Genomic DNA, 20,712 nt, shown 5'->3' on the forward strand with positions numbered 1-20,712 from the left:
CATCGCGGCCCTGCCCTTTCGAGGAACATCCATCATGTCGTCGCTCCGCGCACTCGCCCTGCTGGCCGCCCTGTCCCTTGCCCCGAGCACCGCCGGGGCCGAACCGGAAGTGCCCGTCTCGGGCGAGACCTATGTCTTCACGTCGGTGGATGCCTACTCCGTGGGCCCCACCACGTTCGACGTCACCGGGACCCTCGTGGGTGAGAGCACACCACGCACCTTCAGGTTCTGGTCCGGGGGCGACTACGCCGTCGAGGCGTCGCGGTGTGATCGGCTGGCGCTGCTCGCCATGACCCGGCCCGGGCGCTATCTGTTCTCGTGGAGCCACGAGATTGCCTACATCACCCCCCCGACCTGCACGCTGACCCGTCAGTAGCCCCGGCTCCTTCCATGAAGACGCGGGTGCGCATGATGCGGGCATGGGTGTGGCTGGCCCTGGGACTCCAGCTGGGCTGCGGTGGCGTGGCCCCCAGGGACCTGGACGGCGACGGCCATCCGGCGGCGCTGGACTGTGATGACACGAACCCCACCTTGTGGCGGTCCGTCACGGGGTACGCGGACACGGACGGGGATGGCCACGGCGACGCGGCCCAGCCCGTCATCTGCGTGGGCGACACGACGAAGGGCTGGACGCAGGAGGCGGGCGACTGCGCCCCCGGGGATGCCACCCGCTGGCGCTCCGTGCCGGGCCTGTACCCGGACGCGGACGGGGACGGGGCCACGGGCAAGGGGCCGGTGACGGGCTGCGTGGGGGACTCGCTCCTGGGCTACCGGGAGCAGGCGGGCCCACCGGACTGCGATGATGGGGACGCCACGGTGTCGGCGCTCGCCCAGGCGTGGGTGGATGCGGACCTGGACGGCGTGGGCGCGGGCGACGCCATCACCTGGTGTCCGAGCCAGGGGCGCTCGCCGCCCCAGGGGCACGTGCTCACTTCGGGCGACTGCGCCCCTCGGGACACCCGCTTCTGGCAACAACTGCCCTTCACGCACCGGGACGAGGACGGGGACGGCTTCACCGTGGCGCAGGAAGGCACCGTGTGCGCGGGCGAGCACCTGCCCGCGGGATACGACACCGTGTCCGGCCCGGCCGACTGCGACGACCACCATGCCCTGCGCACCGTGAGGGTCGAGCGCTGGTGGGATGCGGATGGGGACGGCTACGGCGACGGAGCATCGATGCTTCGCTGCGTGGGTCCGGAGGAGTCCGTGCCGGGAGAGACCTTCCGGGGAGGGGACTGCGCGCCGGGTGACAGCACCCGCTGGCAGCCCCGGGCCTACGCCTCGCGGGATGCTGACGGCGACGGCTACTTCTCCCTGGCGACGGGCGAGGTCTGCAGCGGCTTCTGGCTGCCCCAGGGCTGCTCCCAGGCGGTGTGGAATGACGACTGCGATGACGGGAACCAGACGCGGTTCCGCGCCTGGAGCGTCCACGCGGACGTGGATGGGGACGGCGTGGGTTCCGGCGCGGCGACTTCCGTCTGCGGCACGGCGGCCGTGCCCACGGGCTACTCCACGCAGGCCACCGACTGCGCGCCCCAGGACGCCACCGTGTGGCGGATGCTGGGCTTCACCCGCCGCGACGCCGACGGCGACACGTACACCGTGGCGCAGACGGGCGAGCTGTGCGCGGGCTCCAGCCTCCCCGCGGGCTACGCCTCCCAGCCGCTGTCCGGCGAGGACTGCGACGACACGAACGCCGCCGCCTTCCGGAACGTGGCGGCCTACGAGGACACGGACGGGGACGGAGTGGGGGCGGGAGCATCGACGCTCCTCTGCACCAACGGCCAGGTCCCCAGCCCCTGGTCCGCCAGCGACACGGACTGCGACGCGCAGGACGCGGCGCGCTGGCAGGACCTGGAGGCCACCCACGCGGACCACGACGGGGACGGTTTCACCGCGCCCATCCCCGCGCAGCGCTTCTGCACGGGAAAAGCCCTGCCCCCGCCCTACTTCGCCAAGGCCGTGGGCAACGACTGCGACGACTCGGACGCGGACCGCTACCGGTGGCTCTTCCTCTACCGCGACCAGGACGCCGACGGCGTCGGCGCCCCGCCCCGGCAGATGACGTGTCTGGGCCCGGCGGTACTCGCCGGCTGGTCGCGGTACGGGGATGACGCGGATGACAACGACACCGCCGTCCAGACGGATGAAGCCATGGACGAGGAGCTGAGCCTCATCCTGGACCTGTGAGCCCCTATTCCTCGAGGAAGGCCAGCAGTGCTTCGTTGACGACGTCCTTGTTGACGGAGCACATGCCGTGGCTGAAGCCTGGGAAGACCTGGAGCTTCGCGCCCTTCACGAGCGTGGCGGTGATGCGCGCCGAGCCGTCGATGGGGACGAGCTGATCATCATCGCCGTGCATCACCAGCGTGGGCACGTCGAAGCGGGCCAGGTCGGCTCGGAAGTCCGTCTCGGAGAAGGCCTTGATGCAGTCGTACTCGGCCTTGAGGCTCCCCATCACCCCCTGGAGGCGGTAGCTCTCGAGCAACCCCTCCGACACCCGCGCGCCGGGACGGTTGAAGCCGTAGAACGCCAGGCTCAGCTCCTTGAAGAAGCTGGAGCGATCCCCACGCACTCCAGCGCGAAGGTCGTCGAAGACCTGCATGGGCAGGCCATTGGGGTGCCAGTCCGTCTTGATCAGGATGGGCAGCACGGCGCCGATGAGCACCACCTTGGCCACGCGAGAAGTGCCGTGGCGCCCGATGTAGCGCGCCACCTCGCCGCCGCCCAGGGAGTGGCCCACGTGCACGGCCTTGCGCAGCGCCAGCGCGGAGGTCAGCTCCGACAGGTCGTCCGCATACGTGTCCATGTCGTGGCCGTCCCAGGGTTGCGACGAGCGCCCGTGCCCCCGGCGGTCGTGAGCGATGGTGCGATACCCATGCTCGGACAGAAACAGCATCTGGTCCTCGAACGCATCGGACGTGAGCGCCCAACCGTGTGAGAAGACGACGGGCTGTCCGTCCTTGGGTCCCCAGTCCTTGAAGTAGAGCTGGGTGCCGTCCTTCGTGGTGAGGAAGGTGCCGGAAATCCGTTCCAGGTGCGGGGAGCCCGTCTGCGTTTCGCTGGTCATGCGCCCGTCCTTCGCGATGGGGAGTCCCACCGCTCGCGACGGTGCGCATCACCTCCGGGGCCGGGCATTGCCCCCGGGGGTCAGGTCAACGCTCCTGGAGCGCCGCGCCCTCAGTGCTGTTGGCCAGGCCCCGCGTAGCCGTCATCCCCGATGACGTAGGTCCGCAGCTCGCGCACCCACTCCGCCTCGCCCGCCAGCCACACGAAGCCATCCCCCGGCGGAGGCGTGAACTTCGCCAGCTCGCGCCGCGGCAGCGCGCCGTCGCCCGGCCCCGGCGCTCCTCGCACCACCCAGGTCGGCTGCCAGGAGGCCTTCGTGACGAAGGTCTGCTTCTCGGACGCGTTGGCCACGACCACCACGGTCGTCACGGGCACGCCCGGACGCAGCAACTCCACCCGGCGGCCGAGCGCGGGCAGCGCGCTCTCGTCGCCCATCATCGGGTACCAGTCGAAGTCATCGGGCACGAGCTGCGAGCCCTTCGGTCCGCCAATCTCCAGCGTGGAGCCGACCTTCGCGCCCGCCGCCCACTCCGTCGCGGGTCCGGAGCCGCGCAGCGCGAAGTCGATGGTCAGCGTCTGGCCTCGGTTGTCGTAGGCGCGAGGCGTGAAGTCGCGCATCACCTGCTCCCCCGCCTGCGGGAAGAACAGCTTGATGTGGTCATCCGTCGACGGGCTGTGGAAGTCCGCCAGGTCCGGCGACGCGAAGTGGATGCGCCGCATGCGAGGCGTCACGGACTCCACGCCGCTGACCACCAGCCTGCGCCGCCGCAGCTCGTGGCGCACGCGAACGATTTTGATGCGGGTCCTGGGTGCTCATGAGCGGAGCCTCTCGATCTTCTGCGCGGCCTCGTCGATCAACGCCGCCACGTCGAGCACGACCTTCTTGTCGACGCCGGGCGACAGCGTGTCGAACAGCACGCTCTTCAGGTTCTGCATCGCGCGACGGGCGGGAGCCGCGTCCGTGCGCTCGCGAATCTCTCCGGCCTCTCCCAGCCGCCGCAGCAGCCCCTCCACCGTCTTCGCGTTCTCCGCGAGCAGCGCCTTGCCCTGCTCCGTGATGGCGAAGAGCTTGCGCTGCGTGTCGGTCGTGTCCGGCTCACCCACCAGCGCCATGTCCTTGAGCAGGGTGAGCGTGGGGTAGATGCCCCCGGGACTGGGGGGCGTACACGCCCCGGCCTGGCTGATTTGTCAGGGCCGGCGGCTATGAACGGGCGCTGCACGCCGCACCGGAGTGCAGCCAGGAGGCACGAGCGATGGGCAACCGCTGGTGGGCGGTGCTGTGGCCGCGGCGCAGTTCCTGGAGCGCTCGGTGAAGGGCCTGGGGGTGGACAATGCGCGCTGACGTCCTGCTCGGGTGCGTGGCACTGCTCCTCACCGGCTGCGCTTCGTTGCCTCCCGGGCCTGGAAGGACGCTGAGCTACACGTCCCGCACGGAGACTGACTCCCCTGGAGTACGAGCGTCGAACGACGAGGCGCCGCGTGCATCCGCCCCGGTACCGGGTGTCACGCCCCGTGAGGAAGCGCCTCCCCTGTACCGCCGCAAGACCGTCCGCGAAGCGGTGACGGGGGCGCGCCCCGTTCGTGCGGTGACCCTGGCGGACGTCACCCGCTCCGACGACGTGCAACCGGATGCCTGGGAGCAGTTGCTGACGAACGCGGGACTGGAAGCGAGAGACGAACGCCCCCTGGGAGGTGCGCTGACGCCCACGCAAGCGGAGCGGTTGCTGGGAGCTCTTCTGGACAAGCCCGTCACGTTGAGCACCTTCCCGCCTCGCATGGCCGCAGGCTTCATCCTGCGCGAGGTGATGGAGGGAGGAGAAGTCACGCGGAAGGAGCTGTCGCGGCGGGTAGAGCGCTTTTCCCAGGAGCGGATCGCGGTGCTGCGACCCGACGGATATCTGGCGTGGGCACTCACCGGGCGTACCCAGCAGAAGGTGGCACCTGTCGAGTGGAAGGACGGCACCTTCCGCGCACATGGCTTCGAGCTGGGCCGCTTCTACAGCGGCAAGGGCGGCGTCTTCCGGACCGTGGACGCGCAGCTCCAGTCCTCGGATTGGCGGCCCCTGGCCGAGGTGTACGACGACGCGGACGTCATCAGCCGCACCCTGGATGGCGCCGAGGATGCCGTCGCGGAGCTGTACCACGCGTTGGGACAACTGCTCACGCGTCCCGTGGACAGCATCGCGGGGCTGAGCCACCTGCCAGCGGGCGTGGCGGCGCTCATCGCGTCATCGCCCGCGTACTGGGAACGCTTCCAGTCCATGACCCGTGGCGAGCAGATCCGCGAAGTGTCGCGACTGACGACGGGGATGCTCGTCACCGGGGGCGCGGCCTCGGCCACGACACGGACACTGAAGGGGATGTCCCTGGGCGCGGAGGCCACGGTGCCTGTGCTCTCGCTATCAGCGAAGGGCGCGCTGGCGCTGGAGCGCGTCGCGGTGCCCGCGGGGCGGGCGGCGGCAGTGCTGAGCGGCGGACCTGGGGCAGTCATCATCCTCCAGCGTTCGAATGCTTCCGGTTCAGGACCCGCGCCATCCAATGGGCCCGGACAGTGGGCGCCTGCCAATGAGTCCATGTCCCCGCGCGCCCGGCAATACCAGGAGCAGATCACCGGACACTCGGCGGATGAGGCGTACTGGGTCGGCGGCACGAGCACGAAGGATGGCGGGCTCAAGTTCGATGGATTCAAGGATGACGCGCTACTGGAGGCCAAAGGGCCCGGCTACGCTGAATTCTTTGAAGCCAACCTCGCACCCAAGCGCTGGTTCGACGCATCGGGCAAAGCTCGCGAACTCGTGAATCAAGGCCGGAAGCAACGCGATATCGTCCGTGGAATGGGCATCCGTATTGAATGGCACGTCGCGGAGAAGCATGCGGCAGACTCCATTCGGAAACTGCTGAGGGACAATGACATCCCGGAGATCATCGTCATCCCCACTGCGATGCGCCCGTTGAAACCTTGAGAACATCACCTCATGACACCCCCCGCCGATTCCCAGACCCATCCCGAAACCTACTACGCCGGGGCCTACTGGGGCCCGCGACGGGAATCCCCCGAAGAATGTGCCCAGCGAGCGGCGGCCTTCCTCAACATGCTGGCCACGTGTGATCCCCTGCTGGCGAACTGGAACAAGATTCCCAAGCCGCGCGGCAGGGGACGCAAGACCCCCCTCATGCCTCCCGACCTGCCCACCCTGACGGAGGCGTTCCGGCGTGGCGTCAACCGCGAGCCGGGGGGACCGCCCATTGAGCATCTGGGCTTGAGCGTCTCGGCATACAATGACGGGACCAGCCAGGACCATGCTTCCGTGAACATGAACTGCGGGAGTTACGCGAAGCACCGCTCCGCCAACGTATGCGTCCTGTCACTTCCGTCGAAGGGAGAGGCGGCGGAGCGCATCCTCACGGCCTCCGTGCTGAAGGAAGTGATTCGCAGCATGGCGCTGGCCTGGGAACCAGACTGGGCCGTGGCCATGTCTCACTCACATCGGGACATGGATGAGGGAGGAGACAAGGCTGACATCTGGCTCGGCTGGGTGACCTACCTGTCCCGCCACCGGGGCACGGTGCCGCCACTGCCCGCCCCTGTACGCATCGAGCCCGTGGAGGACAGAGGCACGTTGCTCATCCTGACCCCCGAGCGCTTCACGGTGGCCAACCCCGAGCACGTCGCACTGGCGCGGCAGGTACGTGAGCTGCTGGCCCGGGCAGGGCTCATGCGGTCCGCGGCGCTCTGAAGCGCAGCCCACGGTCTGAAGTCCCGACACTCAGTCCCGGAAGAACTCGGAGGGATGCGAGTCGACATAGCGCAGGAAGCAGGCCTCGAGCTTCACCTCGCCTTCGCATCCTTCCCAGACACCCATGGCGCCTCCCGTTCACGGCCCAGGCCGTACGGGTTCCTCACATATCAGGCGTCCGCGAGCGCTACGACCAGCGGCCCGGACAACAGGTGCCCGGGCCGCCGAGTGTCTTCCGCTACGGGTGGCTGGCGGGGTCCGCCGGGTTGGTGCCCGCGGCCCGCTCATCACCGTCCAGGAAGCCGTCCAGGTCCCGGTCGATGCCCACGCGCTGACCGGAGCCCGGCGGCGTGCAGGTGTACGTCAGCACGCCCTGGTTCGCGGCCACGCCCGAGCGCAGCGACGCGGACGGCACCAGCGGCAGCGCCGCGCGGTCCGCCTTGAACTGCCCGCTGCCCAGGTAGCGGAAGCCCATCTCGTACGTGCCCGCGCGGCCCTTGGCCACCAGGTCGCACTCGCCCGCGTCCGCGCGCGCCATCAAGAGGTCGATGCGCGTCCCCACCACCGTCGCGTTGGTCGCGGTGAGCGTCACCTGCTGCCCGACGATGGGCGCCAGGTTGGTCTCGAAGGCGAACATGTATTCCTCCATGTCCTTCTTCGCCTGGAAGCCCGCGGGCGTGTCCGGGATGCCCACCTGGTTGAAGATGGGGTGGAAGTCGAAGCCGCTGTTGAAGAGGAACAGCGTGGGGATGGCGCCGTCGCTGTTGAAGCCCGTGCCACGCACCTGGTCCCCCAGGAACGGATCCACCGGCGTGTTGCCGAAGGGGAAGCCGGCGCCGAACATGCCGACCTTCTGGTACAGGTTCCGCAGGTGCGGGACCTTGGGGAACAGCGGCTCCGCGTCGAAGGAGCTGCGGCCGTCCGTGCCGAAGAAGCCCTTGAAGGGGCCCTCGCCCGGGTTCGCGTTCACGTCCACGCGGTGGCAGGACTCGCACGAGCCCGGGAAGAAGCTGGTGGTGTTCGTGAAGAAGTCCTTGCCCGCCTGCTGCGAAGCCGTGAGCGAGTTGTCCAGCTTGCGGATGGGGTTGGGCGGGTAGACGACCTGGAGGATGAAGTCGGAGAACTTCTGCATCTCCACTTCCGACAACTGCGAGCTGCGGCCCAGCAGGTCCTTGAACGCGGGGTTGAACTGCTTGAAGGCCGCGACCTCGTCGAAGGTGCCGCTGTTGGGCTGCACGCTGGGCGCGCTGTCGCCGCCGGTGCGGTCCCCGCGCCAGTGCATGGGGCCCTGGTTGGCCATGCCGCGCAGGCTCTGCGTGGACAGGGGGCCCTTCAGCGGGTGGAAGGACGTGTCCTGACCGAACGTGGGGTCCGTGCCGAACTCCGGCAGCACCGGCACGATGGGGTTGTAGCTCGCCTTCACGTCACCGTCCGGGTTGCCCAGGTCCCAGGTGGTGCTGTCGAAGTCGCCGAAGATGTGGCAGCTGCCGCAGGACGAATCGCCGTGGCTGGAGCTGCTGCGCGCGTCGTAGAGGAACGGGCGGCCCTGCACCACGCTGACCGGCTCCGGGTTGAACATGGGCAGGTGCGCGACCTCCGTCTTCGTCGCGGTGTTGACGACGGAGATGGCGTTGTCGAAGCGGGTGAGCACGTACAGGCGCCCCCGGGCTTCATCCAGCACCAGGCCGGTGGGGCCTCCGCCCGTCAGCGCGACCTGGTTCGCGGTGGAGGGCGTGAAGGTGCCGGACTCCAACTGGGACGTGGCGTACACGCCCAGCTTCGACGAGCCGAACGCGGCGACGTAGAGCGTGGCGCCGTCGGACGTCACGGCCATGCCCGTGGGCTGCGCGAGGCTCTTCTCGCTCTCCGTGTTGGGCGTGGCCGCGCAGCAGGCCGCGTAGTTGATGTGCGTGTTGAGGTGGCGGGGCGTGACGGAGGGAGCGCTGGGGCCGCCCAGCACGGTGATGCGGCTTTCGTGCAGGTGGCCGCGCAGGGTGTTGCCCGTCATGGTGCCGGGGCCCTCGAAGCGCAGGTCGTTTCGCGCTTCGGTGTTGCTCACGTAGACCTTCCCACTCACCGGGTTGACGGCCATGTTGAACAGGATGGTGCCCACGCCAGCGTAGGTGCCCGCCGCGCCGGACACCTGCACGGGCGGGTTGGCGGTGGCGGAGATGGCGAAGACGTCCTTGTCCGGCAGGGAGAAGCGGACGTAATCGGTCCACGGGCGGTTGAGCACGTCCACCCAGTCCTCGCCGTTGTACTTCACGATGACGGAGACCTCCGGGGCGGGGATGCCCTGGTGGTTGACGTTGGGGCCGGGGACGCCGCCCACGGACTCGCCGCCGTTGGGGACCAGGCTCTCGTGGACCACGGAGGTGCGGTTGCCGGAGTGGAACGCGGCCGCGTACACCCGGCTGCCGTCCGGCGTGGCCGCGAGCGCGCGAGGCGTGTCACCGAACAGGGTGAGGCGGGTGAGCGGCGTGCCGCCCAGCGTCGTGCCCAGGTTGTCCGAGTCGAACACCCAGACGTCCGCGCGGCCTACGCCCGGCGTGGTGAGCTGCGGGTCGAACCCGGTGTTCTGGCCACGGTGCGCGGCGGTGATGAACGCGCGCTTCTTGCCGGTGCCCGCGAAGACGATGTCGCGGGGCTCGTCGCCCACGAGCAGCGTCCGCGTCACGCTGCCGCCCTGACCATTCGAGTCCACCTTCACGACGCTGACGCTGTCGGACAGGTGGTTGACCACCCAGACCTCGTTGTTGGTGCGCGCGGCCACGGCCACGGGCTCCAGACCCACGGGCACGGAGCCCTTGTGGGTGAGGCCGCTGGTGCCCACCTGGAAGATCTCCAACCGGTTGTCCGGCGTGTTGACGGCGTAGAGCCACTGGCCGTTGGGCGACAGTGCCAGGGGACGCACCTGGCCACTCTCGAAGACGGTGAAGTGCTGCGCGTGCGACGGGCTGCCCATGGCGAGGCCCAACAGCAGCGTCGCCGCGGACGCGGTGCGCATGAAGACACGGCGCACCACCGGGTGTCTGACTTTCATGGATGTCTCTCGGGAAAGGGGGATGGGGACCCCGGCTTCACTGTAGGTGTGGCGTCTGACATTGAGGAACGGGTGAACCCGGACCCGGTGGAATCGTTGCGCGGCGCAAAGACTCCATCCCTGTGTACGCAGTGAAGGGCGTTCCCTGGTCGGACCGCCGTCAACGAGGCCAGTCGCGCAGGAGCCGTTCGGCGGCGTCCTGCTGGTCCCACTCCACGCGGCCGGTCAGCGTCAGGCCCCCGCGCTCGATACGGATTTGCCGCCACACCGGAGCGCCCGGCACGTAGCGCGCCTCCGAGCGGGCCCATGCCGCGCCGCCGGTGGCCTCCACCATGCGCATCACGCAGGCGTCGAACTCCGCCTCTGGCAGCCAGCGCAGCGCGTCCAGCACCTGGTCGGACTCGAAGTCGCGCAGCGCGGACGGATGGCCGGTGACGGCCCTCAAGGCCTGGGGGCCCCTTCCTTCCGGGATGAAGGAGAGGCCCTGGGGTCCCAGCACGCAGAAGCCCGTGCGCTTGCCGAGCTTCGCGGGAAACACCGCCACGCTGTCCAGGCGCACGCCCGTCCGGGCCGCGCCGCGCAGCGGGGGCTGACGGTGCAGTTCCACGAGCAGGGCGACCGCCGTGACCCCGCGGACGGAGCGTGCATGGAGCCGCCGATCTCCCTCCACCTTGAGGTCCACGTTCTGTTCCAGCCGGAAGCCGTCAGGGGAAATGGTTCCCAACCGCACCTCCTGCGGTTCACCGAACATCGGCACCCAGATGAGCCGCTCGCTGGTGAGCCGGAGCCGGCCAGCGCGTAGGAACTGTGCCGCCAGGATGCCAAGGGTGCCCGACACCAGGCAGGCCACCACCGGGACATCCATCGACCTGGGGACGACGAGCAACAGCAGGGAGCACAGCGCGGTCAGCACTCCCCAGGCGAACACCATGCGCGGCGACACTTCCTGCCTCAGGGACATGGGCACGAGGCTCGGGTCCGACCTTCGCCGGGTGTCGTCCTCGAAGACGAGCACCTCGCCCGGCTTCAGCGCCCAGCTCGCGGGTTGGCGCACCAGCGAATCCAGCCGCGTCAGCGCCTCTTCGAGTGACACGCCCGCGGGAGCCACCGTCAGCACATCCAGCCTGCGCCAGGCCAGCCGCATCAGCCGCTCCCGCCGCGCCGACAACTCCCGGGCCGCCTTCAACACAGGCGTGTCGTCCGGCCAGGCCTCCTGCGCCGCGCGGCGCTGGACGCGCTCCAGCGCCTCCTCCACCGCACGCGCTTCGGCCACGAGCGCGGGCACCAGCTCCGGACGCCGCACCAGTGCGCGCCGCCACCGCCGGCCGGACAGCGCCTTCTCCAGCTCCGCGTACGGCCGCCGCGCCGCCGTGAGGACCTCCGCGCGGCCCTCCAGCTGACGCTCGACGTCGGCCACCGTGAGGCCTGGCAGGGCAGTGCTGGGACGTGACCGCTCACGCATCGCGCGGGACAGCATAGCCCCGCGCGCGACAGGCCGCCGGATGCATGCCCCCGCCGTTACTCCACCGGCGGCTCCAGCTCCAATCGCTCACACTGACGCAGCATCTCCGCCGCGTCAGCGGGTTCGTCGGGCGAGGGCGGCACCGCCTCCGACCAGGGCACGGCCGGCTGGGCCGGCGCTCCCATCGACTCCTTCAGGAGCGCGATGAGGTCCCTCGCGGGGTCCCTGGGAAACGACGTCACCGCCTGCAACGGCCGAGGCGCGACGGGCGGCAGCTCCGACAGGTCCTCGCAAGGAAGCGCGGCGGCCTGGAGCAACAGCGCGGGCGACGGTGGCGGGGCCACCACCGCCACGGGCTCCGTGGGCAGCAGGTCATCCGGGTCGAACCCGAAGGGCACCTGGGGCACCACCTGGAGCGACACGGCCTCGCGCTCCACGTCCGGCACGTCCCCCTCCGTCGGGATGCACCGCAGCGTGTTCAAGCGGGGCGTGGGCGCCTCCGCGAGCGTCTCGGTGGACACCGCGTCCGAGCGCACCGGCGACAGGGGCTCGCCCCCCCTGGGAGGCCACAGGGGCACCGGCAGCAGCACCACGGCCGGCTCGCGCAGGGGCAGCGAGCGCACCCGCGCGCCTCCCAGCTCCACCGCCGCCTTCGCCACCGCGGCGGCGTGCTCCGCGAGCACCCGCTCCGCCCAGGCCTTCACCCACCGCGCCAGGGACAGCACCCAGGCGAGGTGCCGCCGCGCGCGGGGCCGCGCCACCAGGGCCTCGGCTGGCGGAGCCGCGTGCATCGTCAGTCCTCCTTCACCGGCATCCGGATGATCAACGGCGACGTCCCGGTGGCCAGCCCCTCCGACTCCACCGACAGCAGCTCTCCTTCCGCGCGCACCTCCAGCCGGCCCAGCGACTCTCCCTGCGGCAGACGGGGGAAGTGGAAGTGCCCCTCCGCATCCGTGCGCGTACTCAACTGCAGCGAGGGCAGCGCCACCCACGCGTCCCGGATGGGCACATCACCGGGCCCCACCACCCGACCCAGCAGGGGGGCCGGCGCGGACGCCGCGTCCACCAATGACAGACATCGCCCCTCCGCCTGGGGTTTCTCCTTGCGCACCTGCACCCGCAGGCGGAAGGCCGGACGCGGCACCGAACGCAACCCCGCCCACAGCGCCGCCGGCAACGGACTCAGGTCCACCTCCAATTCCTTGTCGCCCATGGCCGCGAAGACCAGGTCACCCAGCAGCCGGTGCGCGCGCTCGGGCGTCTCCGCGCCCACCGTCACCAGATAGCAGACGGTGAACTGTAGGGCGCCCCGCTTCCCCGCCCGGGTCAGGGGCGCCGGACCCAGCTCCAGGAGGTAAAGACAGACACCCCGGTCCAGGGCCTCACGGTCGGGCACGCCCAGGTGCACCGGCGCATCCGTGGCAATGCGTCCCACCCACGCCTTCATGCGCAGATCGACTTCGTCGATCATCCTTGGCCCCCCGGTTCCCGGCCTTGAATGCCACGCCACCGTTTCCCTTCATCATACGCTCTCATTGAGCGGTTTGGCTGGACATCACCCAGGGGATTGAACAGGACGTCCTTGATTTGACAGGCATTGCACGCATTTCCAGGCTCTGAGGGACTACGCAGCGTGTCGGGAACCGGGCAGTCCCTCCACCGCGGGTCGTGGCATCCCGGAAAGCCCGTACGGGTTTCGCGTGAAGCACTTCATTTCCCGCTCGCCTTCCGCGAAGAATGCCCACTGGGCCGGCATTCACCGTGGAACTTTCGTCATGACGATGGACTCTTCTTCCTTGAGACGACGACACCCTTCCCTTCTCTCCTCCGGCATCGCCCTGGGGTGCCTGGCGGTGTTGGGCACCGCCACCCCGGCGCTCGCCCAGGACGACGCGCCCCACAAGGTGGGCCTGCTGCTGGACGCGGGCGCTCCGCACGGCATCGGTCTGTCCGCGGTGGTGCGCCCCACGAACTGGCTGCGGCTGCAAGCGGGCCCCACCACGAACACGCTCAGCATCGGCGTGCGCGGCGGTGTGACCCTCCTGCCGATTGACACCTTCATCGCGCCGACCCTCAACGTGGAGGCCGGGCACTACTTCGGTTCGGAGTACAGCGAGGTGCTGGACTGGCTGGGCCGTGAGCCGAGCGCCGCGTCGGAGGCCATCCGCGACGTCACCTACAACTACGTGACGGGCAGCGTGGGCCTGGAGGTGGGCACCAAGAGCCGCTTCAACTTCTTCCTGAACGTGGGCCTGAGCTACGTGGCGCTCACCGTGCCGGAGCCCACGCCGCTCATCCAGGACGCCTCCGGCGACGACAGCGTCACGTCCGGACCGCTGCACCTGCGCGCCACCATCCCGTCGGTGAAGCTGGGCTTCATCGTCTACTTCTTCTGAGCCAGGAGACCTTCCACCATGCGAACGAAATCCTTCCGCACCCTCCTGCTCGCTGGCGCCGTGACCCTGTTGGGCACGGGCTGTGATTCGCTCTTCACCATCGAGGTGGAGGCCGAGCGCATCTGCAAGACCGAGAACGACCTGTCCTTCCCCGCCTCCCCGCCCATCGCCGGCTCCGTGGAGCAGTCCTTCACGATTCCGCTGGGTGACTTCGCCAGCGCGCTGCCCGAGGACGCCGACGTGGAGACGGAGCTGCGGCTGAAGCTCTTCGACGCCACCGCCAGCACGGACATCAGCGGCATCGAGCGCGCCAGCCTCGCCGTGCGCAAGCCGGGCTCCGCGGAGTACGTGGTGCTGGGCGAGTTCCGGCGCACCGGCACCGGGGGCTCCACGAACAAGCTGGAGCTCACCAGCAGCGGCGCGGTGGACGTGCTGGACCTGGCCAAGCAGGAGGAGCTGGAGTTCCGCTTCCAGGCCACGGGGTCGCCCCCCACGCAGTCGTGGACCGCGGACGTCGAGGTCTGCGTGGGCGCCAAGGCGAGCGCCAACTACTTCGGCCTGCTGTTCTGATTCCTCCACTCCCGCCCCGGCGCAGGACGCCGCCGGGGCGGCGAGCCGGCCGGAAGCTGGACGGGAACACCTGGCGCCCTTAAGAGGGGAGGGTGGGACGCAAGCGGGCCGTGGGCGGCATCGAGATTCCGGGATGGGCGTGGCTGGTGCCGTGCGCGCTGGTGCCCGTGGTGCTGCTCAACCTGGGCGTGGCGTGGCTGGGCGGGACGCACGTGTCGCCCCTCTCCTTCTCCTTCCTCCAGACGAAGGCGCGCGCGCTGGGGGCCTACGTGGCGCACCGGCCCGAGTGCGTGCTGGATGGACATCCCCCGCTGGAGCCGCTCATCGAGGACACGGAGCACCGCCACGGGATTCCGCCAGGGCTCTTGAAGGCGCTCATCCAGGTGGAGTCGGAGACGCGGGTGCACCGCATCTCGCCCGCGGGGGCCATGGGGCCCGGGCAGCTCATGCCGGACACGGCGGCGCTGATGCGGGTGGAGGACCCCTTCGACCCGGCGCCGTCCGTCGACGCGAGCGGGCGCTACCTGGCCGAACAGCTGCGAAGGTTCCGCGACGTGCGCCTGGCGGTGGCCGCGTACAACGCGGGCCCGGGGTCGGTGAACGGGCGCGTGCCGCGCAATGGAGAGACGGAGTTCTACGTGGCCAAGGTGCTCGCGGCCTATGAGCACACGCGGCCGAAGGCGCCGGTCGTGGCGAAGCGCCCGGCTGTCTCCGCGACTCCGGTCAAGGCGGCCGCCGTGAAGGCCCCCGTCGCGCGGAAGGCCCGTCCACCGGATGCGACCGCGAAGCCGTCCGCCGCACCGAAGCGGACGGCCCCCGTGAAGCCCGCGTCCCGCCCGGTGTCGGGCAGCAAGCCTCCCGCGAAGCTCGCCTCCGCGACGCGTTAGGGTCGAAGCCCGGGTGGGCCTTCTGCCTCACGGCGCAGCACGAAGAAGTAGGGCGCCATCTCCCGTGCATCCATCAGCCCCAGCAGCGTGTCCCGGTCCACCTTCCGGAACACGTCGAGGATGGGCCGGTCGTCGTAGACCATCGTCGCGCTGAGCCGCCCCCGGAACTCCAGCATGCGCAGCCGTGCCTTGAACTGCCCGGTCTCCACCGCGGCCCGGTGCGGCGCCACGGGTCCCGGGAGCTCCGGGGATGGCCACTTCCGCGGATCCACCGGGAACACCTCTTTGCGGTCCTCCGTGTAGAAGAGCAACGGGTGCACGCTCTCCGCGTCGATGAACTGCTTGCCGTACCAGCCGGTCGAAGCGAGCAGTCCGTCCAACGGGTGTCCCGTCTGGAACTCGCGCCCCTGCCACGTGCCGCGCATGAACCCGACGTCCACCGCGGGCAGGCTGTCGAACAACGCGAGCGCATCCTCCACATGGATACGCCCGGCCTTCACTGCTTCGTCGAACATCATGTCGTTCCGCCTCCTGGCATCCGCAGCACCGGTTTGACCGCCACGCGCGCCTCCATGTCGTGAACCGCGTCGTTGATGGCTTCGAAGGGATAGGCGCGGCTCAGCTTCTCCAGTGGGAAGCGCCCCTCCGCGTTCAGCGCGACCAGCCTGGGGATGAAGGCCTTGGGGTCCACGTTGCCTTCGAGGATGCCCACCAGCCTCCGGCCCATGAGCAGCGCCGTCATGGAGAGCGAGACCTCCGCGTCCCGGCCAGGAAGCCCGAGCAACCCGCACGTGCCCAGGGGCCGTGTCACGTCGAACGCCTGCCGCAACACCTGGGGCGACCCGACGCACTCCAGCGCGAAGTCCACACCTCCCCGGGTGAGCGTCACCATCATCTTCGTGAGCCCGGGCTCATCCGCCAGGAACGTGTCCGTGGCCCCCAACTCACGCGCGAGCTCCAGCCGCTCCGCGCTGAGGTCCACCGCGAGGATGCGCGCCGCGCCCGCGACCTGCGCCGCCATGATGGCCGCGAGGCCGACGGAGCCCGCCCCGAAGACAGCGAGCTGCTGCCCCCGCTGGAGCCGGAACGCCTCCAGCACCGCGCCCGCTCCCGTCTGGAACCCACAGCCCAGCGGAGCAATCCGCTCGAGCGGCACCGAGCCGTCTACCTTCACCGCGTTGTGCTGATGCGCCAGCACGTGCGTGGCGAACGACGACTGATGGAAGAAGCTCGAACGGACGGGCTCGCCGCGCCAGCGCATGGGGAACGAGCCGTCCGGCCGCGAGCCGGAGAAGTTCCCCGCGTAGCCCCGCTCGCAGTACGGAAAGTGTCCGCCCGCGCACGTGCGGCAGCCACGGCACGAGAAGTAGCTGAGCACCACCGCGTCGCCGGGCTGGAAGCCCGTCACGCCCTCCCCCACCGCCTCCACCACGCCCGCGCCTTCGTGGCCCAACACCACAGGCAGTGGGAAGCGGCCCGCTCCCGCCCGGTACGTGAGGTCGGTGTGACAGATGCCGCTCGCCGCCACCCGCACGCGCAGCTCTCCCTCCCGCGGCGCATCGAGCTCAACCTCGTCGATGACGAAGGGACCACCCACTTCCCGCAACAGCGCGGCTCGCACTGGAAGACCCATGGCCACATACTATTGGCAGTCCGCCAATAAAGTCACATGCCCCGGGCCTTTTGGGGTCGCACATGCCTCTCCGGGTCAGCTCTGGGCTGCTTCCAGCTTGCGCCCGTGCAGGCCGCTGGCCGCGCCCGTGTCCAGCCACAGCTCCACGTCGCGGTGGAGCTGGAGGAACGACGCGGGCCACCGGGGTGTGAGCGGTCCGTGCACCATCGCCGTCACCGCCGCGGCCTTGTTCACGCCAAACGCCAGCACCACCACCTTGCGCGCCTGGAGCACCGCCGCCATGCCCATCGTCAGCGCCGCCATGGGCACCTTCGACGGATCATCGCCAAATGCCATCACGTGAGACAGCCGCGTCTCCCGCGACAGGCGCGCGCGGTGGCTCGTGGCCGTCAGCACCTCGCCGGGTTCGTTGAACGCGATGTGCCCGTTGGGCCCCACGCCCAACAGCAGCAGGTCCAGCCCCCCGGCCGCCGCGAGCGCCGCGTCATAGCGCGCGCATTCCGCCTCCGCGTCCGGCGCGCACCCGTCGAAGAAGTGGATCCGTTCCGTTGACAGATTCACATGCCGGAACAGGTGCCGGTCCATGTACGCGCGGAAGCTGCCAGCGTCCTCGGGCGGCAGTCCCAGGAACTCGTCCACGTTGAACGTCGTCGCTCGCGACAGGTCCAGCGCCCCCCGGGCCGCCAGCTCCACGAGGTTCCGGTACACGTTGAGCGGCGAGCGCCCCGTGACGAGCCCCAGCACCAGTTCCGGCGTGTGACGCACCGCCTCGGCGATGCGCGCCGCGCAGGTGGCGGCCGCCTCCTGCTCCGTCTGGAACACCCGTAGGTTCATGTGTTGGCCAGCATATGCCGGCCTCCCCGCCCCGGTCGCCGGTCCCCCAGCCGCCCGGTGCGTGGCGCCGCGCGGCAAGGCCCCACGCTTCCGGGAATGACACGTGAGCGCCGCGGACGATTGACAAGCCCGGTCCCCCGCACGCCCGGGGACCGGGGAAGGTTTCCCACGGGCGTTCCGTGCAATCCGTCCTCACGCGCGGAGGCCGGGTCGCGCTAGAACCGGACTCATGAAAGTCGCCGTGCTCACCGGCGGGGGTGATTGCCCCGGCCTCAATGCGGTCATCCGCGCCATTGTCCGCCGTGCCAGCGAGCACGGCTTCGAGATGATGGGCCTGCGTGATGGATGGAAGGGCCTGCTGGATGACAGCCACTTCCGCCTCACGCGGGAGACCACCTCCGGCATCCTCCACCGGGGTGGCACCATCCTGGGCACCTCGCGCGTCAACCCGTTCAAGGTGGAGAACGGCCTGGAGCGCGTGAAGCGCTCCATGGAGCGCAATGGCATCCACGCCGTCATCGCCATTGGCGGCGAGGGCACCCTGTCCGCCGCCACGCGCATGTCCCAGGAGGGCCTGCGCATCGTCGGTGTGCCGAAGACCATCGACAACGACCTCAACGGCACGGACTTCACCTTCGGCTTCGACACCGCGGTCGCCATCGCGACGGAGGCCGTGGACCGGCTGCACTCCACCGCGGAGTCCCACAAGCGCGTCATCGTCTGCGAGGTGATGGGCCGTCACGTCGGGTGGATCGCCACCTACGCGGGCATCGCCGGCGGCGCGGACGTCATCCTCGTCCCGGAGATTCCCGCGGACCTGGAGGCCGTCGCGCAGCACCTCCAGCGCCGGCACGCGGGCGGGCGCACCTTCTCCATCGTGGTGGTGGCGGAGGGCACGCGCATCAAGATGTCCGCGGAGCAGAACGAGCAGCTCGTCACGACGGGAGCCCTGGACGAAGCGGGCCGTCCGCGCCTGGGCGGCGTGGGCAACATCGTCGCGTCGGAGATTGAGCGGCGCACCGGCTTCGAGACGCGCGTCTCCGTGCTTGGCCACATCCAGCGCGGCGGCGCCCCCACGGCGCACGACCGCGTGCTCGCCACCCGGTTCGGCGTGCATGCGTGCGACATGGTGGCCCGGGGCGAGTTCGGCAAGATGGCCGCCCTGCGCGGCAACGAAATCGTCAGCGAGCACCTGGCGGAGGCCACCCGCGAGCTCAAGCGCGTGCCCAAGGAGTTCTTCGAGGTCGCGCAGGTTTTCTTCGGCTGACATTGACGTAATGCGCCATGCCTGCCCCCACCGGGAGTGGCAGGCATGACGCCGCGCATCCGGTAGCATCCGGCCCTTCCCCCTCTCCCAAAGGGATGGTGCCGATGCTCACCGGTCGCATGATGGACTTCCCGCTCACCCTGACGCACTTCCTGGAGCGGGCGCGCTCCTATTACGGCGCGCAGGAGATCGTCAGCCGCAAGCCGGACAAGTCCCTGCACCGCTACACGTACGCGGACTTCCACAAGCGTGTCTGCCAATTGGCGAACGCGCTCACGCGGCTGGGGGTGAAGCCCGGGGACCGCGTGGCGTCGCTGAGCTGGAACCACCACCAGCACCTGGAGGTGTACTTCGGCGTGCCGGCGATGGGCGCGGTGATGCACACGCTCAACCTGCGGCTGCACCCCAACGACCTGGGCTACATCGCGCGCCACGCCGAGGACACGGTGGTGGTGGTGGACCGCTCGCTGCTGCCTTTGGTGGAGAAGTTCGAGAAGGCCGCCGGCAGCATCAAGCACGTCATCGTCATCCCGGATGACGGGCCGGTGCCGGAGGGGCGGCTGGACTACGAGAAGCTGCTCGCGGCGGAGTCGCCCACGTTCGAGTTCCCGCGCCTGGATGAGAACAGCGCGGCGATGCTCTGCTACACGTCCGGCACGACGGGCAACCCGAAGGGCGTGCTCTTCAGCCACCGCTCCATCGTGTTGCACACGCTGGTGTGTTGCATGCCGGAGGTGCTGGGGCTGAGGGAGTCCGACACGGTGCTGGCGGTGGTGCCCATGTTCCACGCGGCGGCGTGGGGCCTGCCGTTCGACGCGTTGCTCACGGGCGCGAAGCAGGTGCTGCCGGGGCCACACCTGGATCCGCAGTCACTGCTGGAGCTGATGCAGAACGAGAAGGTCACGGTGGCGGGCGGCGTGCCCACCATCTGGCTGGGCATCCTGGCGCAGCTGGACCGCGAGCCGGGCAAGTGGGACCTGAGCCGGATGCGGCACATGGTGATTGGTGGCTCCGCGGCGCCGCCGGCGCTGATTGACGGGTTCCGCAAGCGCCACGGACAGAACGTGCTGCACGCGTGGGGCATGACGGAGATGAACCCGGTGGGCACGCTCGCGCGGCTCAAGGGGGACCTGCACACGGCGTCGTCGGAGACGCAGCTGGATGCGTACGCGTCACAGGGCTACTCCGTGCCGTTCGTGGAGACGCGCCACGTGAGCGACACGGGGGAGATTCTTCCCTGGGACGGCAAGGCCATGGGTGAATTGGAGGTGCGCGGGCCCATGGTGGCGGCGTCGTACTACGGGGACGAGGGCAAGGACCGGTTCACGAAGGACGGGTGGTTCAAGACGGGCGACGTGGTGACCATCGACCCGGCGGGCTACCTGCACATCACCGACCGCAGCAAGGACGTCATCAAGTCCGGCGGCGAGTGGATCAGCTCCGTGGCGCTGGAGAACGCGCTGATGGCGCATCCGTCCGTGCTGGAGGCGGCGGTGTTCGCGGGGCGGCACCCGAAGTGGGACGAGCGACCGCTGGCGGCGGTGGTGTTCAAGCCGGGGCAGGAGGCGACGAAGGCGGAGCTGACGGCGCACCTGGAGAAGCAGTTCGCGAAGTGGTGGCTGCCGGATGACATCCTCTTCGTGACCCAGATTCCGCGCACGTCGACGGGGAAGTTCCTGAAGATGAAGCTGCGAGAGGATTACGGCGACCACCTGATGAAGGCGGCTGTCGCGTCCTGAAGTGGTTGGAGGGACCGCCGGACAGCTGACACTGGGAGTCCGTGGCTCGCACCGGGGCGGGGCTGGGGGTAACGT

The 20,712-nt window shown here is 69.8% G+C and carries 19 protein-coding genes; 9 read left to right on the forward strand and 10 right to left on the reverse strand.

Annotated features, from left to right (window positions below; translation table 11 throughout):
- The first annotated feature begins 34 nt into the window (after positions 1–34).
- Both D7Y21_RS00410 and D7Y21_RS00415 read left to right on the forward strand, forming a co-directional pair.
- Positions 35–376 carry a hypothetical protein gene (locus tag D7Y21_RS00410; RefSeq protein WP_120561349.1) on the forward strand — a complete coding sequence of 114 codons (342 nt, stop codon included), beginning with the start codon at positions 35–37 and terminating at the stop codon, positions 374–376.
- 14 nt (positions 377–390) lie between these two features.
- Positions 391–2,190, forward strand: coding sequence for a hypothetical protein (locus D7Y21_RS00415; protein WP_147469154.1), 1,800 nt, complete (start codon positions 391–393; stop codon positions 2,188–2,190).
- A 4-nt stretch (positions 2,191–2,194) separates the two neighbouring features.
- Here the strand turns inward: D7Y21_RS00415 and D7Y21_RS00420 are convergent, their stop codons facing one another.
- The 3 genes from D7Y21_RS00420 to D7Y21_RS00430 all read right to left on the reverse strand — a co-directional run bounded on the left by D7Y21_RS00420 (position 2,195) and on the right by D7Y21_RS00430 (position 4,182).
- Positions 2,195–3,070, reverse strand: coding sequence for an alpha/beta fold hydrolase (locus D7Y21_RS00420; protein ID WP_121710540.1), 876 nt, complete (start codon positions 3,068–3,070; stop codon positions 2,195–2,197).
- 110 nt (positions 3,071–3,180) lie between these two features.
- Positions 3,181–3,852, reverse strand: a complete 672-nt coding sequence (locus D7Y21_RS00425) for a siderophore-interacting protein (RefSeq protein WP_121710516.1) — start codon at positions 3,850–3,852, stop codon at positions 3,181–3,183.
- A gap of 30 nt (positions 3,853–3,882) precedes the next feature.
- Positions 3,883–4,182 carry a hypothetical protein gene (locus D7Y21_RS00430; protein ID WP_233591353.1) on the reverse strand — a complete coding sequence of 100 codons (300 nt, stop codon included), beginning with the start codon at positions 4,180–4,182 and terminating at the stop codon, positions 3,883–3,885.
- Between the two features lie 218 nt (positions 4,183–4,400).
- Between D7Y21_RS00430 and D7Y21_RS43390 the strand changes: the two genes are divergently transcribed.
- Together D7Y21_RS43390 and D7Y21_RS42495 are read left to right on the forward strand one after the other, a co-directional pair.
- Positions 4,401–6,032, forward strand: coding sequence for a Tox-REase-5 domain-containing protein (locus D7Y21_RS43390; RefSeq protein ID WP_121710518.1), 1,632 nt, complete (start codon positions 4,401–4,403; stop codon positions 6,030–6,032).
- 12 nt (positions 6,033–6,044) lie between these two features.
- Positions 6,045–6,806: an immunity 52 family protein gene (locus tag D7Y21_RS42495; RefSeq protein ID WP_233591352.1), complete on the forward strand. Its 762-nt coding sequence runs from the start codon at positions 6,045–6,047 to the stop codon at positions 6,804–6,806.
- Positions 6,807–7,044: 238 nt separating this feature from the next.
- Here the strand turns inward: D7Y21_RS42495 and D7Y21_RS00445 are convergent, their stop codons facing one another.
- The 4 genes from D7Y21_RS00445 to D7Y21_RS00460 form a co-directional block, all read right to left on the reverse strand.
- Positions 7,045–9,849, reverse strand: coding sequence for a beta-propeller fold lactonase family protein (locus D7Y21_RS00445; RefSeq protein WP_121710520.1), 2,805 nt, complete (start codon positions 9,847–9,849; stop codon positions 7,045–7,047).
- Between the two features lie 160 nt (positions 9,850–10,009).
- A complete protein-coding gene (locus D7Y21_RS00450; protein WP_147469155.1) occupies positions 10,010–11,266 on the reverse strand; it encodes a hypothetical protein in 1,257 nt (418 codons plus the stop codon).
- 101 nt (positions 11,267–11,367) lie between these two features.
- Positions 11,368–12,102, reverse strand: coding sequence for a hypothetical protein (locus tag D7Y21_RS00455; RefSeq protein WP_121710524.1), 735 nt, complete (start codon positions 12,100–12,102; stop codon positions 11,368–11,370).
- Between the two features lie 2 nt (positions 12,103–12,104).
- Entirely contained in the window at positions 12,105–12,782 is a 678-nt protein-coding gene (locus D7Y21_RS00460) for a carboxypeptidase-like regulatory domain-containing protein (protein WP_120561342.1), read from the reverse strand.
- Between the two features lie 325 nt (positions 12,783–13,107).
- Here D7Y21_RS00460 and D7Y21_RS00465 point away from each other — a divergent pair, with 325 nt between their 5' ends.
- From D7Y21_RS00465 to D7Y21_RS00475, 3 genes are all read left to right on the forward strand, one after another.
- Positions 13,108–13,707: a hypothetical protein gene (locus tag D7Y21_RS00465; RefSeq protein WP_233591351.1), complete on the forward strand. Its 600-nt coding sequence runs from the start codon at positions 13,108–13,110 to the stop codon at positions 13,705–13,707.
- Between the two features lie 18 nt (positions 13,708–13,725).
- Complete coding sequence (locus D7Y21_RS00470; protein ID WP_121710526.1) at positions 13,726–14,277, forward strand: hypothetical protein; 552 nt, start codon at positions 13,726–13,728, stop codon at positions 14,275–14,277.
- 92 nt (positions 14,278–14,369) lie between these two features.
- Positions 14,370–15,164, forward strand: a complete 795-nt coding sequence (locus tag D7Y21_RS00475; protein ID WP_121710528.1) for a lytic transglycosylase domain-containing protein — start codon at positions 14,370–14,372, stop codon at positions 15,162–15,164.
- Here D7Y21_RS00475 and D7Y21_RS00480 read toward each other — a convergent pair.
- The 3 genes from D7Y21_RS00480 to D7Y21_RS00490 all read right to left on the reverse strand — a co-directional run bounded on the left by D7Y21_RS00480 (position 15,161) and on the right by D7Y21_RS00490 (position 17,631).
- The gene (locus D7Y21_RS00480; protein ID WP_121710530.1) at positions 15,161–15,682 is read right to left on the reverse strand and encodes a DUF4334 domain-containing protein; all 522 of its coding nucleotides are present in this window, start codon (positions 15,680–15,682) and stop codon (positions 15,161–15,163) included. The two genes, D7Y21_RS00475 and D7Y21_RS00480, sit on opposite strands and share 4 nt — an antisense overlap.
- Positions 15,679–16,797: an NAD(P)-dependent alcohol dehydrogenase gene (locus D7Y21_RS00485; RefSeq protein ID WP_121710542.1), complete on the reverse strand. Its 1,119-nt coding sequence runs from the start codon at positions 16,795–16,797 to the stop codon at positions 15,679–15,681. The genes D7Y21_RS00480 and D7Y21_RS00485 overlap by 4 nt, the downstream gene beginning before the upstream one ends.
- A gap of 75 nt (positions 16,798–16,872) precedes the next feature.
- Positions 16,873–17,631 carry a glucosamine-6-phosphate deaminase gene (locus D7Y21_RS00490; protein WP_121710532.1) on the reverse strand — a complete coding sequence of 253 codons (759 nt, stop codon included), beginning with the start codon at positions 17,629–17,631 and terminating at the stop codon, positions 16,873–16,875.
- Positions 17,632–17,860: 229 nt separating this feature from the next.
- Between D7Y21_RS00490 and D7Y21_RS00495 the strand changes: the two genes are divergently transcribed.
- Both D7Y21_RS00495 and D7Y21_RS00500 read left to right on the forward strand, forming a co-directional pair.
- Positions 17,861–18,898 (forward strand): 6-phosphofructokinase, encoded by a 1,038-nt coding sequence (locus tag D7Y21_RS00495; RefSeq protein WP_120561335.1) that lies wholly within the window; start codon positions 17,861–17,863, stop codon positions 18,896–18,898.
- Positions 18,899–19,002: 104 nt separating this feature from the next.
- Positions 19,003–20,637, forward strand: coding sequence for a long-chain fatty acid--CoA ligase (locus D7Y21_RS00500; RefSeq protein ID WP_121710534.1), 1,635 nt, complete (start codon positions 19,003–19,005; stop codon positions 20,635–20,637).
- Positions 20,638–20,712 lie beyond the last annotated feature (75 nt).

This window comes from Corallococcus sp. AB045 (assembly GCF_003668895.1).
GTDB lineage: Bacteria > Myxococcota > Myxococcia > Myxococcales > Myxococcaceae > Corallococcus > Corallococcus coralloides.